Genomic DNA, 15,899 nt, shown 5'->3' with positions numbered 1-15,899 from the left:
CTGTTCCAAAGCGTGTTCAGCTTCGAAACAGCGGAGTGGTTAAAAGTTGAATCGGTTTTTCTGGTTAAGGCTTTTACCTGCGATCGGATCGATGGTAATCGATTGAATAAAGCGGGTGAAACTTTTATCTTTTTGCATGGCGGCTTTGAACTCGTCATAGTTTTTCACAGATGGAAGCGTAATGTTGAATTGGCTGTCTCCCATTTGAATCTGTGTCTTCTGAGTTGCCTGTGGAACGTTTTTCACCACAACGCCGCTATTGCCGGAATATTGCCGGATATAACCGGACGGGTCGTTTGCAGCTCTCCACATATTTTCGGATGCCATTGCATTATAGATCCGGGAATCTTTTGATAATGGTGTCAGAATTGCGCCGTCTGCTTTGCGGACATACGTTTCAAAACCGTCCGTTTTCCAGTTTTCGTTGGTCCATCCGAGTTCATTTTCTGCGATGCGCTTTGCACCCCTGGCATATCCGCTGATCTGCTTTTTCTTGAGCCATCCGCGGTCGCCGCTTCCCAGCTTTTTGCCGGTGCTGATATGATACGGGTAAGTCCCCTTTGTGTTGATTTTTGTGATATATACGTATCCGCCCCGGTTGCTGTGGCCATGTGGATTTCCGCCGTAAGAGTCATTATAATACTCGCCGCTTACGTATTTTACCTTGTCGCCAACCTGAATTTTTCCGTCGCCCTGGGGAGATTTTGAAGGCGCAGCAGGTTTTGGAGGATTAACAGGCTTGTCCGCATTTGACGGAGCCTGATCTGATGAAGAATTTCCCGTAGCGGCTTTTGCGGCAGGCTTGGTGTTTTCCGGGTTGGAGGCGCCAACCTTACCGGCCTTTTCATCTGCCTGTTTTTTTTGATTTTCTTCCTCTGTTATTTTCTTTTTCGCCAGCTCTGCCTCTTCATCCGCTTTCTTAGAAAGGTTTTCCATGAAAGCTTTGATGGAGTCAACGGAAGCCTGTACGTTGTTTGTCCAGAGCAGATTCATCGCCTCGGAAAGGTTCGTACCAACGTCTGTTGCCAGGTTGTTTAAGGTATCGGAAATCGGCCCGGCATTTTCTTCAATGGACTGAAATACCTGCTCAAGGAGGATCGTGATATCATCCAGTCTTTGATTTAATGTTTTTTCATATTCGTCATACAGGTCGCTCAGTAGCTGTTTCTGGTCAGAAACGTACCGGTCGTACTGAGTTTCCTGAAGCTGCTCTTTGGCCTCGTCCAATTCGACTTTGATTTTTTGGATCTTGGATCTCGTTTCTTCCGAGCTGTCGTTTTCGTAGGCAGAAAGCTGTTTCTGGAGCGCAGCTATTTTTTGGGTTTGATTTGAAATATTTTTCTGATAATCGTACAGATCCTTCTGGCTGTCCAGCGCGTCAGTGTATTTGTCGATGAGATCCTGCAGGCGGTCCAGCTCTGCGTCAATTCCCTCGCTCACAAGATTTTTGATTGCCTGTTTTTCGTCTTCAGCAGCCAGAATAGATTTGCGTTGTAATTCCAGCAATTCTTCTTTGCGTTCGATCAGTTTCGTGTCAGCCGGATTGGAGGCAAGTTCATCGTTGATATGTTTCAACTGTTCGGCATATTGGTCAGCCTGATTTTGGTATATCTCATAATTCCGGCCATGCAGTGCAAGTGTTGCCTGGCCGGCATCTGTGATACCGTTATCGTCAAACAGTTCTGAGTTTGCCATGAGGTCAATGTAAAAATCGGTTTCCTCTGTCAGTTTGGAGATCTGGTCCTGTAAAGAATCAAAACGTTCCCAACTGATTTCACGAATGGAATTGCTGAAAGTAATCACCTGTGTTTCTGCTTTCTGGATTGCTTCTGACACACCGTTTATTTTATTGGTCATATCATACCAGTCCTGAGAACCCTGTTCGATTTCACCGCTCGCCAGTCCGTTGTACAGGGCCTGCTGTAAATCTGCCAGTTCTTGCTTCATGACACTGATATTGTCACGTTCAACAGATTGAAGCATCTGATAATAACCGGCGCTTGCCGCGAGTCCTTTGGCCTCGGCCTGTGCGAGCGCGTTGTCGTACTCATTGGAGATATGTTCAGACAGAGAGAGCTTGTTCTGGTATTCCTGGCTGATACTGTCGAATATTTTTACGTATTCTTCCGAGATGTCATTGGAAGCCCGGATAATGTCCGCGTTCAGACCGTCGATTTCTGATTCGACTGACTGGATTTGGGCTAGCGCGTCGTACCATGCTTCGGTATCCTCTGGAATTTTGCCGGTATTCAGATATTTTTTCAACTCGGCAAGTTCTTTGGATTTCAGGTTAACCTGGCTCTGATTATTTTTGATCAGATTCTGGTAATCTTTAATGTTTTGTTCGGACGCTTTGCGGCTTTGATCTGCTGTGACATGGTCGCTGGCATAGTCGTTTCGTCTGGAAATGACACTGTCTGTTCGCTTTGCCGCGTGCTCCAGATCCTGAAGCTTCTTTTCCCATTTGGTTATGATGTTGTCAAACTGCTGTTTGTACAGCTCGGACAGAGTCTCATTCAGTTCGGCAATCGCATCGTTACAGCTGAGGGCTTTTTCGTACCATAATGCGTATTCAGAGATTTTCTTCTTCGTCTTATCGTCGTATTTATCAATATCAATTGTGCCGTTCTGAACCTTCTCTTTCAAATCAGAGCTCAGACCTACGCTTTCCGCTTCTGCGATATAGCGATTGTATGCCTTTGCCTGCTTGCCTATTTCCGATGATACTTTTGAGATCTCAGACGCGAGCGCTTTATTTCGTGCCGTAAATGTCTGGAATGCGCTGTCGGCAATTAGCTTGAGATTTTTGATTTCGCGCTGAATGCGTTTTAAGAGTTTTTCGATCCAATCTACAGAATCCCGGTCGCCGCCGTTCCCTTTTGAGATATTAGTGCCTGTTTTCCCGGTGGTTCCGGAGGTGGAACCGGTAGTCTTGGAAGTGCTGCCGGAGGGGATGTCCGGACCGGTGCCTCGTCTGGCATTTCCCTGTACCAGAGCCTTTCCGTGCCGGCTGGTGTGCCCTCTGGAAAGAAGATCCTTTGTCTGGAGATGATCAAATACGATATCGCCCTTTTGCAGGTGAACCATTTCCGGGCCATGATCGCCAACGGTGAAATAACGGTTTCCCCTTACGACCATTTCCTGCCCGAGTTCTCCGGTTAACGCAACCGTATCGCGCAGTTCTCCGGGGGAGCCGTACGCGTCGGAATCTCCTGCAATAAAACCGGGTGAAGCTTTTGGGACAGAATTGCCGGAAGGAGTAGGGGAGGGAAGAGGAAGGCCGCTGAACAGATTCGGGCTTGTAGTTTCCGTTCTGGTTATATTAATATAAGTTTGCGCAACTTTTCCGTTTAATTCATCAAGCAGGGTTTCAACGGAGGAGAGAACGCTGGTAGCATTATCCGTCACAGACGCAGTTGTTTTTACTTCTTTCGGCAGTTGGTTTACCTTTTTCTGTATTGTATCGAGCGTTTCTTCATTTACGAAATGAAACTCATAGGACAGTTTGTTGATACCGTCAAAGGAAGACAAATCCATTGTGGCGATCTGATGCACAAGTTCTACGTCGTCAATCCCCACAACGGTAATACCAAGCGTTTTTTGCGTATCTTCATCAATGAGATCCATCGCTTCTCTTGCCTGAGCGAGATTTGCCTGTGCCTCTTCTATATTGAGACCATGAGTCTGTGCTTGTTCCAGTTCATTGTATGCCTGCTGAAAGCCTCGGATTGCATAAATCGCATTGCTTAACTGTGCGTCCACACCGCTTAGCTGCTCATCGCTGATATTCATCACAGCAGGTGCTTCCAGTTCCTGCTTTTTGGCGATTAGAAATTCCAGTACGGCTTCTATGGAAGAAATCTGGGTCGTGTCAGCAGTCGCAGGATCTGCTTCTCTTAATTCCTGTAATTTCTCCGAAAGCTGGTCGATTTCACCGTTAAGTTCGTCCCCCTTTGCGCCAAAATCAATTTCAATACCGTCAATATTTGAGACAGCCTCGTCGAGCGAGACGATATCGTCTGTTCCGATAACGAGATGGTAATCCCGGGCAAAGTCGTCTAATTCCTCCTGCAAAGATTCCTTTAACGAAAGATCATCCGTATCTTCCATCTGCTGAAGCAAATCCCGGGCCACTTCTTTGGCGTATTCTGCTTTAGCTGCGATTTCCTCTGAACTGTTTGCAGACATATTGTCAAGGGTTTCGTTGCACTGTGCAATCCGTTCTTCATACTCTGCAATTTTCTGTTTGGACGCCTCTACGGCGCTTTCGTAATTCTCCGTATTCGGATTTGCCTGGATTTCAGCAAGATGCCTTTTTTCAGCAGCCAGTTCACTGTACAGATCTTCGACATGCTGTACGCCGTCTTCTTCTGTAGTGAAAAAATCGTTGTGGAATCCGTAGGTTTCTAGCTGACCGAAGATTGCCATCATTGGCTCAAAACCAATACCAAGCTTTTCGGCAGTGGATTTCAGCTCGTCCATACTGTTCCCGAGCTCATAGGTCCATTGTCCGTTTTCCTTTTCCGCCAGGCCGAGGGCCTCTAGATCGTTCAAAAAGTTGAGGCAGCCGTCAGAGCCATCCTGGAAATACCGCTCGAACTTCGCCATATTTTCACTGAAATTCAAAGGATCGTCGGAACCGGTCGGGCTGATCATTTTGGCAAAAGCCTTGAAATTCGGATCGCCGATCTGATTGCTTTCATAAGCTTTCTTTGCCGTTTCATATCCGGAAAGCATTTTGTCGTACGTGCTTCCGGGGCTTTCTTTGCTGTTTTCCCATTCCGCGAGGTTCGGCGTATCGATTTTCAGTCCGCCAATCCGGATAAAGGTTCCTTCGATTTCATTTGCAGAATCAATCACAGACTGCGCATAAGCCTCAAGCGCGTCTGCATCGGCATCCTTGCCGATATTTCTGAGATGTTGTATTTGCTGCGTAAAGTAATCAAAGGTCTCATTGTTTGCGGCAGTGATTAAGCTGTCAACGCCGCTTTCGAGGTCTCCGAGATAGGAAGCGAGCTGAGGGCAGGCTTTCAACAGTTCCCCAACCTGTTTTTCATCCAGTATTCCCCCGGCTTTTGTGAGCTGCTGCTTGGCGGAGGTAAGAGTCTGCATTTCGGAAGTGTAGGCAGATACGGTTTCCGATAACTCACTTCCATCCTTTATAAAATTTTCAAATGAGAAATCATCTAAAAATTCGGATTTAAATGAATCAAAACGAGCACGGATTTCTTTTGGTGTGCCAGATAAATTTGTAGTATCAACGACAAATTTGAACAATATTTTTCTATCGGTTTCAGATCCAAACTCTTGTTTAAATTCGTTTAAGATATTTCGTGCGCGTATGTTCGCTCCTAATACAGAACCTACCCCAAGGTTTGCATATAGCTGGGATTCAAGCTGGGAGACATCAATTTTAGAAAATTCTATATCATTAATCAGATTTCTTAAAAATTGTTTGGCTTTTACGAATTCTTTGGGGTCAGCTATGGCAGAGACAGTCTCATTATAAGAGCGTATGAATTGTGATAATTGATCCGTTTTTAGATTCGAAAGCGCTTTATTCAGATGATTCGTTTGTCCCGCAAGCTCAGGGAAACGTTGAACGAGGTCAGTTAAATCAACTTTTTCTCCATTGTTTAATTTAGCAATTGTTGATTGAATTTCAGAAATATCGGCCTGAAATGCATCAATAGATTTGCTAAAATCAGATTCAGATCCATCATCATTTTGGAAAAGGGAGGAGAAAGTAATCTGGTTGACAGAATTAGGTTTAGAAAATGTGTTTTTAATATAATCTTGAACAAGTGTTTCAAAAGATTTTGAAGGATCATTTTGGGATGTTTCATAAATATCCAATATTGCTTTTACAGGTAGCGTGAAAGTCTGAGACGAAAGTTCTTTATCTAGGATCTGTTCAGCAATAAAATCTCTAATATATTCTACATAGTTCTGGTATTGCGTTACTTTTTCCCCACTGCTGAGTAGTTTGACGCTTTTCATTTGTATTCCAAAATTAAGCAAGAATTCATGATATTTTTCTTTGCCCGCTTTTAACCCTAAGTTCTCTATATAATAATCTAGCAGTGGCGATAATAAAGTATTGATATTTTCTTTATAATCTTCAACACTTAAACGGGATAAATCTAAAGAGAAAAATTTATTGATTGAATTTTGAAGATCTTTTTGAGTTTCACTATTGAACACTTCTGAAAGAGGATATAAATAGGTTTGCTTCAAATAATCTTCTATATTTACATCAGCTGGAAGCCCGGACCAATCAATATTTGACATTGAGTTCAAGATGGCGGAGCGGACAGCATCTCCCATTTCTGGGTTATTAAAATTAGGATTTGTTTCAAATTCTGCTTTAAAAACTTGCAGAAGTTCATCCCACAATGCGTCAGCTTCTTTACGAAGAGAAGATATCTCAAACAGATTTTCGGAACTTTTATCTGAGAATGTTTGAACTAAATTATTTTTTGTGACGGGTAGAGAGTTTTTAAGCTCAATGGCTGCCTGTTTAATTTGGTCGTCGCCTGGCATTCCTTTTAAAGAGAAATATATCTGATCCAAATCACCATCGCCGTTTAGATCATTAAGTTGTTTTTCTAAGGTAATACCGGCATTTCGAAAAGTTTGTTCTATTTGATCAATAAAATATTGGTATTTGTTATATTCAAGATCCAAATATGTAGTTTCGCCATTTTGAAGGTCATCTAATTGTTGTTTTAGTATGTCATTAACATCCTGGGAATCAGATCTATTAGATGAATCATTTGAACTTGTCAGACTGGCTATATTGTCTAGAGTATCTGTATTTTTCTGATAGGCAGTAGCTGCTTCTTCGAGGTCCTTGATTTTGTTTTCGATTTTATCAACTTGGGCTTTCGTACCTTTAAAAGCAGATTGCAGATTGTTGCCAATTTTAATATTTGCTACTTCTCGGTCGGCCTCAAGCAGTTCTGTGAGCTGTTGTTTTGCTGTTTCTGCATTGTTACCGAGATTCAAAATAGCAGTTCCCTGAGAATCGTAGCCTATAACAAGCTCTGGATAAATTTCAGCAATATCATTACAAAGCGTAAGATATTCAGCATATTCATCATTCGTGAGAGAAATGTTTTGATTGGTTTTCTGATTCACACCGATACGCAGTTCGTCGAAACGATCTCCGGAATTATTTACAATAGATTGTTTATTTTTATAATCAGAGATGGTATTAGATATTGTCTGCTTCGCCTTTTGTCCTGCCTCAATTAAACGTTCTGTCTTGTGAATGTAGTCATCAAACACTGAAATTACCGCGGGGATTGTTACAGCAGCAAGTGCAGTAACTACGGCTCCAATAGGATGTGAAGACACAATATAACCAAGATCTGTAAATATGGTTTTTAACCCATTGCCGGCGGTTTTGAAGTTGTTTAAGGTATCTGTAAAAGCATTGGATAAATCAGGAAATTGTTCTTTAAGTACCGTTAATATATTTGAAAAAGAGGTTAAATCAGTATTTGCAAAACTATGAACAAGATTCATAGTAGATGTTATTGCAGTTGACATTGTAAATGGACAGAAAAATTACTTTGTGGTATAGTAAATAAAAAACGAATGGTGGTAGATTTATGGCACTTATTACTTGTCCGGAATGTGGCGGAAAAATATCTGACAAAGCAAAGGTGTGTATTCATTGTGGCTATCCTCTAGAGGAAATGTGTTTTGAAAATGCGAATACATTTAAACTTATTTTAGCAAAGCTTCCAGATAAAGGAAAATCCAAATGGATAGATAGTATTGAATATAGTGAGGCTGTTAAAGCCGTTAGAGGGCGGCTGACTTTGGTAATGAAGCCAAAAGAGGATATAAACAGAATTATTGATAATTGTCCAGCTCTTTTGCTTGATGGATTAACGGAAAAAAATGCGGATATACTCATACAGCAACTCATAATTGCAGGAGCAGTTATAGAAAAGCAGAAGAGCGATTCACCGCTGGATGAAAAATTGAATGCTATTTTAAATGCGCGTGTCTTGGCTGAAGTGGTATGTCCCGAATGTGGTTGCATCAAAATAGCAATGTTGCCAAGTGAATATCGAATGGAACGTGATCATAATATTGAAATTGTGAAACAGAAAAACTTCTGTCAAAAGTGCGGATATGGCTGGGAGCCATAATAACTAGAGAAATTTCCTGTCTTTTTATCAACGCTGACAGGGAGCGTACCACAAAGCAGGAGATAAGTTCCTGTACAATAGACTATACAATACAAGCTGCCGCTCTGAGGCGGCGGCAACTCGGAGGGTGGGTAGTCGTTGGGGATGAGACCTTTTACATTCCCGTCCTGCTGATGTTATCCTATCTGCTCATTCGAGCGTGACACTTAGGCTTATGGATTCCCATATGTCATCCGATCAATTTTTTCTGCTTTCGCAACGCTTACGTTTATTCTTTTTGAATTCCGCTTTCGTTTGACCGTTTTAACCAGTTTCCCAGCATATACCCCTCACAATTTTTTTATTCAGGCTTGTGCTCATAGACTTGTCGGCATTACCATTTTCAATGCTTTCTTATCTACGCTATCCTCGTTGCAATAAACGAACCCATGATTTTGGGTTAAGATGTACCTGATAACTTTGATATAGTTTCACCAAGACCTTGCGCCTTTTCGACTACTTCCTTGGCTTGATTATATCTATCCTTCGCTGCGTTTACGAGATTTTCAAAACCTGAACTAGGGTTTATCTCTGCTTTACTCACCGAATCAGCCGTTTTCTCCTGACTTTTTGAAACCTCAGGCAGTGAGGTCTTTACAGAGTCCATAGCTTTTGTCAGATTCGACAGAACCTGGCTAACCTCCAACAGATCGCTCGTATCCACCTTTAATTTATACTGTTTCCCAAAGGCCGTATCCAGATTGGTTATGACCCGGTTTATTTCCGATTGGTCAACGCCAAGCTTGACCAGATAATCATAATTGTTATTCGCCATAAGCTGTCACCTCTTTCATGAAGCAGAGCTTACTCTCTGTAAAACTTCCGTGAGCGTGTCTGCATTATTATCCAGCATTTTCATCAGCCCATCAGAGAGCCTATTTAAAAATGCCTGAGGGGTAGAAGTATTCTCAATCAGGTCGGTGTATGTCATATGGAAAATAGCATCAAATTCTGACACATCTTTTCCAATCATAGCAATGATATCATGTAAAGCGCCACTTTGCATCAACCGGTCATAATCCGCCAATGCATCCTCAGAACTGATCGCGAGCCCAGGACAGTACAACTCGACCGTACATATGCGGTTCAGGACATAAAGCAGTGGAGCATTCCTTTCCACAGTCTGATACTCTGTCATAAAATAACGCCGGATGACCTCAGACGCCACCTTGGTCTTTGTCCCATATGGCACATACGTCCGAAGTCCAATACCGGCCCACAGATCAGCCTTTTCCTGCGGTAAGCGGCAGGCCTCATATTTTCCGACAAAATCAGACACAGTAAGTTTTGTGTTTTCCATTCTTGTTTCCTCCTTCTATCATTCATGGGTGGGGGTAAAATGTGTGGGAAGCGGACGCCTTTTGGTGGAGCATACAAAAACGGGGTTCCAGCAAACAAGTCACCCCTTATTTTGCATGCTCCACCAGGGGGCTGTTTCTGAAGAACATTTTACATTCATCTTTTGCAACCTGCAGTTTGAAAAATAAATACAAAACGCAGTACAAAATGAACCGCTTTTCCAAATTAGGAACTTTTTCAGACTACCCGCCTGCATTCCCACCACAAAAAAAACAGGGGGTGCCGCAAAAATACAAATCTGTCTATGAAAATGAATTTTGCAACACCCCCAGGGTATTTGATTGTCTGTAAAACTACTGCTGAATATCCCTTATCTGCTTTTGGATTCCTGCATCAAAGGATGTGAGATTGCTTAAGTCGCATGTTTCCAGCTTTTCCTGTGCGCTGGCTTTTGTGATTTTGCCGAGAAAGGAATCCATCAGGATATAGAAGATATTCTTACAGTTCTCCTCATGGAACATCCCATACCAGGATGGCTTGGCAATGTCCGGGCAGGAGGGGCAGTAGTAGTATTTTTTACCGCACACTTTGCAGGTGCGGTTTGCTCTTGCCATGTGGCTTACGCTTCTTCCGGAACGACGATCTGGAAGAGCACCTTCTTGGAATCGCAGTAGTTCTGCTGGCAGATCAGCTTGAACGGATGCTTGCCGTCGGTTGTGAAGCTGATATCCACGTTTGCGTCGAGCTTTGCGTTCGGGAAGATAAGGTAGGCGTGGATCAGCGTAGTCGGATCGCAGGTATCGGTACCAAGAACCTCCATGACAAATTTACCGGCTTTCGGGAAGTTGAGTGCGTCGCCTGTGACTGCAACTGCATTTTCTGCTGCGTAATTGTACATAACGAGAAGCTGTGTACCTGCTGCCAGCTTGGTCGGAAGTGTGACAGAAGCGGACTCTGCATCGTATACAAACTGTGTCTCAGATGCTTCAGTACCCACTACGTATTTTGTGCCAAGTGTGCCGTCGCCGTTCAGCTGGTAGATTTCCGTGATGTTTTCAAGCGGAGTATGAGCCAGGGTCTTGGTTGTGTCGCCGGCAGCGATTTCCAGAGTTTCAAATGCCGGCGTACTGATCGTTGCGCTGGCGGAAGCCACTGCTTTGTCCACGCCGTTCTGTGCAGCGAACAGACTCAGGTCAAACAGAGAATTGCTGGCAGAGAATTCAGCCTTTTTGCCGCGGTTAAACGTAGCAATAGCGGAACCGAGTGCGTCGACTGCCTCTGCTGTTTCGGATGTGATGTTGAGTGACGGCTCTGTAATCTGGTTGATAGACCAGAGGTAGGAACCATCTGCGGAAGTCATAACTCCACGAAGTACATGATCGATTACGAAATTGTTGATATTAAATGCCATAGTTTTTTTCCTCCATATTTTGTGTTTTTTGTATATGAAAAAGCCTCAGCTTTCATCGCCTTGGCTTCTCATCCAGTTAAATTCTTTTTTGTTTATTTTGCTTGTATCAATCATTCCACTGTAAGCTCCTTTGAGCAAAGCGGTAGAGGATACATAGATCTGTGAACCCATAACGGTATCCATAAATTCATAGTAACCGCATTGTTTCAGTTCGTCTTTTTTGTATTTGAAGCCGGGATATCGCATCATGGCAGAGATGTATTCTTTTAGATAAGACTTATAAGGTGCTTTTTTCTGCTTTTCAATGCGCTCCCGGTCAAGCCGGATTAAGATATCGTGCGTTGTCTTATTGGCGGCATGTTCAATTTTTGGTTTGATACCATGCATTTTTCGTAAATAAGAAACGATTCTCAGGTAAATCAGCCGGTCAATCGTAATGTCATTTTTTTCGTCGTACAAAACGGGTTCATTGTTTCTTCGGTCAATCAGTGGAACAAAGGCGCTCAAATCTATTTTACCGAGAAATAGTCCCGTTTCGTTTGGGGTAAAGCTGCGGGAGATCAGGATGAAATATTCAAAGTCATCAATTTCCATGTAGTCGATGTTACAGATATCCAGCAGATAAGATTTCATATCGGATGGAATCGAACAGAGTGTGTAGATTGCGTTAAAATATTTTCGCTCTCCAAACGCAACAATTTCCCCGATGGTAGGCTGATGAATCGTGATTTTATCGTTGATTTTGTAGTCTTCGGCAAAATACAGTTTTAATTCATCAAAATCGGTCAGATCCAATTAGTTCACCACCTTGTTATTTACAATGGTTGTCTGATTGTTCCTGGTTTTTAAAACAGCATTTGGCGTTTTTAGTTCAAAAACGAGCGTTCGAAGCGCATACTGGTTTTCTGTGACGCCAGCTGTTTCTTTGACGAGATGGACCTGCTGACCAAAACAGTTTGTCCAGTTGAAAACATCCCTGATCAGAGCTGCGAGCAGATCATGTCTGCTGATTTCAGTTTCTGTATCAAATATTGTTTTCTGGTCGCACAGAACATAAAAAATGATTTTTCCATATTTGATAAGCCGGTTTTGCTCGCTTGTCTCAGAAAAACCGGTTTCAAAACAGATATAGTTTTTGGCATCCGTGGCTACGCCAGGAACCACATAATATGGAAAAAGAGCTTTCCCCAGGTATTCATCCGGAGCGTTTTCATCCAGAGTTGGATGATTTAATACGTGAATAATGCGTTTGTCGGCACATAGTTTTTGCCTGATGATTTCCTTGAAACGTATGTTGTCATCATCCGGGTAATCTTTGAATTTCCGGAGCTCAAGGAGTTCTTCCTGTGACAATCCCATAAAAATTCCTCCAAATTGATGGTTTTGGGTTTCTGAGTGGTCTGTATGTGCACTGACGTTGCTGGATAAGCAGTGTCAGCGCACAGTCAAAAAGAAATAATGAAAAAGAAATTGTGCTGTCTTTTCTTTCTCCCCTCCATAACAGTTCCTTAAGCGGTGCGCACAAATGGCTGTTTTACGGGGAAAAACAGGCCTCGAAGTGAGAAGTACGGAATTTTAACACGCTTTTTTGTAAACTTTTGCAAAATTCATGCCATACAGGATTACGTTCCCGGTGTCGCTGGCCGTCAGATAAGCCCTGTCAGACTTACTTTTCAGGAATGCATCATAAAAGGTTTTGTTTGGAATTCCCATGAGAGCGAAGAAGGTGGAAGAGCGGATATCGGCATATTCTTCACTTTCGATGCGTTTCATTAGAGCGTACGCAGTGCTGTAGGTGAATTTCATTTTGGAAAGCTCCTCCAGAACGGCGCGTTTGATCTCGCTGCTGAGGAAATATTTTGTCTGGCGGTCCATTTCCTCTTCCGATTTTGCATAGATCTGACGGATGGAATCCTTCTGATCACGAATCAGATCCGTGATGCGGCGTATCTGGTGGTAGTTCACGAGCGAGCTGTCGTACTGTGATTTATCAAGAATATCGCTGAAAGGAATGTATTCTTTTTTCTGTACAGTCCGGATGCGGTAGGAATTTATGATTTTTTGCAGATAATCCATGGACGTCTGGTGCCTCCGGTAGTTTTTGGCAGATGGAATATAGTAGCCTTTTTTTCTGGCCAGATGTAAAAAGAAGTTTGGTTTTACCTCTTTTCCGTCTGCATCCTGAAATACACATTTGTATTTCTGTTTCATTTTCCGCAGCTCTACCGCATTGTCTGTCGTAAAAATTTTTTTGGCTTTGTCAATCTCCAGATTCGACATAACATCGAGCTGTGCGATGTCACAGTATAATTCCGTATTATCTTCAATGGACTGACCGTGAGCGAGATTGTCCCAAAGCAGGCTGTTCAGCATCTGAGAAAAATTAATAATTTCTCCGATTTTGTTTACCGATGTTTTCACATCAAGGTCTGCTTTCTGTTCGTCTGTAAAGTATCGGTTGGCTTTGTCGGCAGATACAAGGCCTGTCGGCACTTTAAAATGGTCATAATTTTTCCTGGCGGCCTGTATGAGGATATTATGATCGGTAAGCATTACTGCGTCTGAGTCAAAATCTGATCCGCTCAAACGGTTCAGTACATTTTCACCAATCGAATTCATACAGCAGATTTCCTTTGATAAATTAAAATAGGTATCTATCAGCGAATTTTGCTGATTTGTGGGGAGCCACATATTTCCGATTGTGACATGAGGACTTCTAGAGCCGAGCAGCGTCTTTCCATATGCGAAGTTTTTACAATGGATATTTCCGATGCCGATCTGACTCTCCCCGGTGAAACGCCCGATAGCATGCTGAAGCATTTCAACAGGATTGCCAAGCAGGGTAGCGTAGTTACCGCGGACAAGGATGTGTCCGTACCGGATATTTTTCAGATATGCGCTGATCAGTTTTTTCTTAAAATCTTCATAGATTCTGGTGTGTTCAAACTGATCATTCAGATCGAGCATCCGAAATACAATATCGTTTTTATTTTGGACAGGGGAATAGCTGTTTTCAAACTCAGAATCGAGGTTGAATTTGAGATGGTGCCGCATGACTGCCACATCTGTACGAAGCAGTCTTGCGTATTCAAGTGATTCTGCCAGAAGCTCTTCCATTTCCCGTTCGGATAGCTGCAAGGTATTGATCAGCTGATAATGTGTCTGTACAAATTTTCCGTTAAAATAGTGTGTTGGCTTCTCGTGTTTTACTACACCGAAGGTCGGTTCAAGGTGATCAAGCCATTGATCGAGTGTCCCGAATTTCAGATATTTAATGCTGCTTGGAGTGGTAATCAGTTTGACGTCCTCAATACGGGTTGCCCTCGTGTATCCGTTTAGTTGAGAAAGTTTTGTTATGTTGTGGTCGGCAAACCATTGCTGAATATTAGTGTTAAAACAGCAGGATTTGAAAAAACGGTTTCTCAGAAGAACCATACCGTAGCAGTCATACATGCCCATAAGTGTTTGATCAATCAGAGACTGACCGTCCCAGATGTTATTTGAGATTGTAACATGTTCTTCTTTTGTAACCAGATTTCCATCCACAGCTCTCGTAGCGACGACATCGTCTTCAAATACACTTTTATAATCATGGATGACTAAAATATTTTCCGGAAGAATCTGAAGCGTATCAATGATACTGCTCGAAGTAAGAGAAATATAGGATTCCCATGCGGCCAGGTCAATTTTTTGCCCTTTGCGGATTTTTAGCCCGCAGCATTCCCACCGGTGCATGCGCGCATAAAGTTTTTCATCAATAAACAGGCATTTCCCGACTCTGGCTGACCCCGAAGAACGTTTAAACCGTACATAATGGATTCCATCACAGGTAAAACCATTTTGGTACAACAGATTCCTGGCCTGTGCGCAGGTATAAACTGTTTTGATGCCGCTTTTTAGCTCATATATGCCAGTGGGTTCCCCATTACGCCTGGTGTAACAAAAACTTTTTCCAAGCAAACTGTCATCAACGGGAGAAAGTACTTCCTGCCCGATGCGAATGCCTGCCAGTTCTCCGTTCCTGACACAGACATTGTCTTCAAATGTAAGATCGCTGACGTTGTATCCATACTTTACGTAGGTGTCAGCGTTTACACGGTTATATTCATATACGTTATATTTGAAAGTTACATTGATGATACATCTGGTAAACTCTTTCCCCAGATGCGTGAAAGTCATTTTAGAATTGCGATATGCTTTTTGATAGACTTCCTGCAGCTTGATAGATTCCAAGCTGTGGTCTAAGACATTGGTAAATTTTCTGTAGTTGACAGTTCCATCCTTTCTCATAAGAGAATATCCGTTACCTCTGTCACTGGCAGCCGCAAGGATCAGGTCCTTTGCGTCCAGCGAAGCGATATAAAGTCCTCTACTTATAGGCAAAATCTCCTTTTCTGAAAATAATTCATTGAGAAGTTAGCTCCTTCACTTTTTCTGGAAAGTTCAGCCTCTACCCTGACCTGCTCGGCTTTTGGCGTCTTCGCATGGTTTCCCCGGTACCGGCTGACGAACCACTTCAGTTGTCAATGTGCGTTTGCGTGTGTCGGGAGGCAGATAGTTTATCTGGCCCTCCTTTTATTCAGGGACGCAAAAGAGGCGAGCCTCATTTTCGGAGACTCACCTCAATAATGGTTTCATTATTAAGTTTTTTGTACGAACATATGTGCGAAATACGTTCCGTGTTTGGCATTGTATCATGAAAGGATAGAGCTGTCAAGTGCTTGTTTGCACCTGAGGTACTTTATTTTTGATGTGATTATCATTTGCAGAAAGTTACTTGACATTTGGTTTAAGGTATGATATTTTAAATAAAAGTTCCGAAAGAACGAATAAAAGCTGCCGGAGAATGGTTTTGGGATTTTTTCTTAAGCAGTTTTTCTTTCAAACAAGAGTTCCGAAAGAACGAACATAGAAAAGAAACGCACTTTGAAAATGATCGGAGGCAGTTTGAAATCTGCAAGGTACTTTTTGTACCGACCGTATAC

General features: G+C 42.7%; 10 protein-coding genes. 2 read left to right on the top strand and 8 right to left on the bottom strand.

What is annotated here, in order from left to right; translation table 11 throughout:
• Window positions 1–39: 39 nt before the first annotated feature.
• A complete protein-coding gene (locus AC6I2O_RS04055) occupies window positions 40–7,359 on the bottom strand; it encodes a hypothetical protein (protein ID WP_497741881.1) in 7,320 nt (2,439 codons plus the stop codon).
• Between the two features lie 257 nt (window positions 7,360–7,616).
• On the opposite strand from AC6I2O_RS04055, the gene AC6I2O_RS04050 reads away from it, so the two are divergent.
• Entirely contained in the window at window positions 7,617–8,165 is a 549-nt protein-coding gene (locus tag AC6I2O_RS04050; RefSeq protein ID WP_497741880.1) for a zinc ribbon domain-containing protein, read from the top strand.
• A 439-nt stretch (window positions 8,166–8,604) separates the two neighbouring features.
• On the opposite strand, the gene AC6I2O_RS04045 is transcribed toward AC6I2O_RS04050, so the two are convergent.
• Window positions 8,605–8,979, bottom strand: a complete 375-nt coding sequence (locus tag AC6I2O_RS04045) for a hypothetical protein (RefSeq protein WP_497741879.1) — start codon at window positions 8,977–8,979, stop codon at window positions 8,605–8,607.
• Window positions 8,980–8,994: 15 nt separating this feature from the next.
• Complete coding sequence (locus AC6I2O_RS04040; RefSeq protein ID WP_497741878.1) at window positions 8,995–9,504, bottom strand: hypothetical protein; 510 nt, start codon at window positions 9,502–9,504, stop codon at window positions 8,995–8,997.
• Window positions 9,505–9,545: 41 nt separating this feature from the next.
• Here AC6I2O_RS04040 and AC6I2O_RS04035 point away from each other — a divergent pair, with 41 nt between their 5' ends.
• Complete coding sequence (locus AC6I2O_RS04035) at window positions 9,546–9,854, top strand: hypothetical protein (protein WP_497741877.1); 309 nt, start codon at window positions 9,546–9,548, stop codon at window positions 9,852–9,854.
• Between the two features lie 2 nt (window positions 9,855–9,856).
• Here the strand turns inward: AC6I2O_RS04035 and AC6I2O_RS04030 are convergent, their stop codons facing one another.
• The 5 genes from AC6I2O_RS04030 to AC6I2O_RS04010 all read right to left on the bottom strand — a co-directional run bounded on the left by AC6I2O_RS04030 (window position 9,857) and on the right by AC6I2O_RS04010 (window position 15,297).
• Window positions 9,857–10,117 carry a hypothetical protein gene (locus tag AC6I2O_RS04030; protein WP_497741875.1) on the bottom strand — a complete coding sequence of 87 codons (261 nt, stop codon included), beginning with the start codon at window positions 10,115–10,117 and terminating at the stop codon, window positions 9,857–9,859.
• 5 nt (window positions 10,118–10,122) lie between these two features.
• On the bottom strand, window positions 10,123–10,914 hold the full coding sequence (locus AC6I2O_RS04025) for a YomU family phage tail tube protein (protein ID WP_120392587.1): 792 nt from the start codon (window positions 10,912–10,914) through the stop codon (window positions 10,123–10,125).
• Between the two features lie 45 nt (window positions 10,915–10,959).
• Entirely contained in the window at window positions 10,960–11,709 is a 750-nt protein-coding gene (locus tag AC6I2O_RS04020; RefSeq protein WP_120392588.1) for a hypothetical protein, read from the bottom strand.
• Window positions 11,710–12,273 carry a YomW family phage-derived protein gene (locus AC6I2O_RS04015; protein WP_120392589.1) on the bottom strand — a complete coding sequence of 188 codons (564 nt, stop codon included), beginning with the start codon at window positions 12,271–12,273 and terminating at the stop codon, window positions 11,710–11,712. It lies immediately after the preceding gene.
• A 216-nt stretch (window positions 12,274–12,489) separates the two neighbouring features.
• Window positions 12,490–15,297 (bottom strand): hypothetical protein, encoded by a 2,808-nt coding sequence (locus tag AC6I2O_RS04010; RefSeq protein ID WP_497741874.1) that lies wholly within the window; start codon window positions 15,295–15,297, stop codon window positions 12,490–12,492.
• Between the last annotated feature and the right edge of the window lie 602 nt (window positions 15,298–15,899).

The sequence above is a fragment of the Blautia sp. St.27G3 genome (assembly GCF_059728505.1).
The sequence above is the reverse complement of the archived record's forward strand: the minus strand, read 5'-3'. Positions and strand labels throughout refer to the sequence as shown.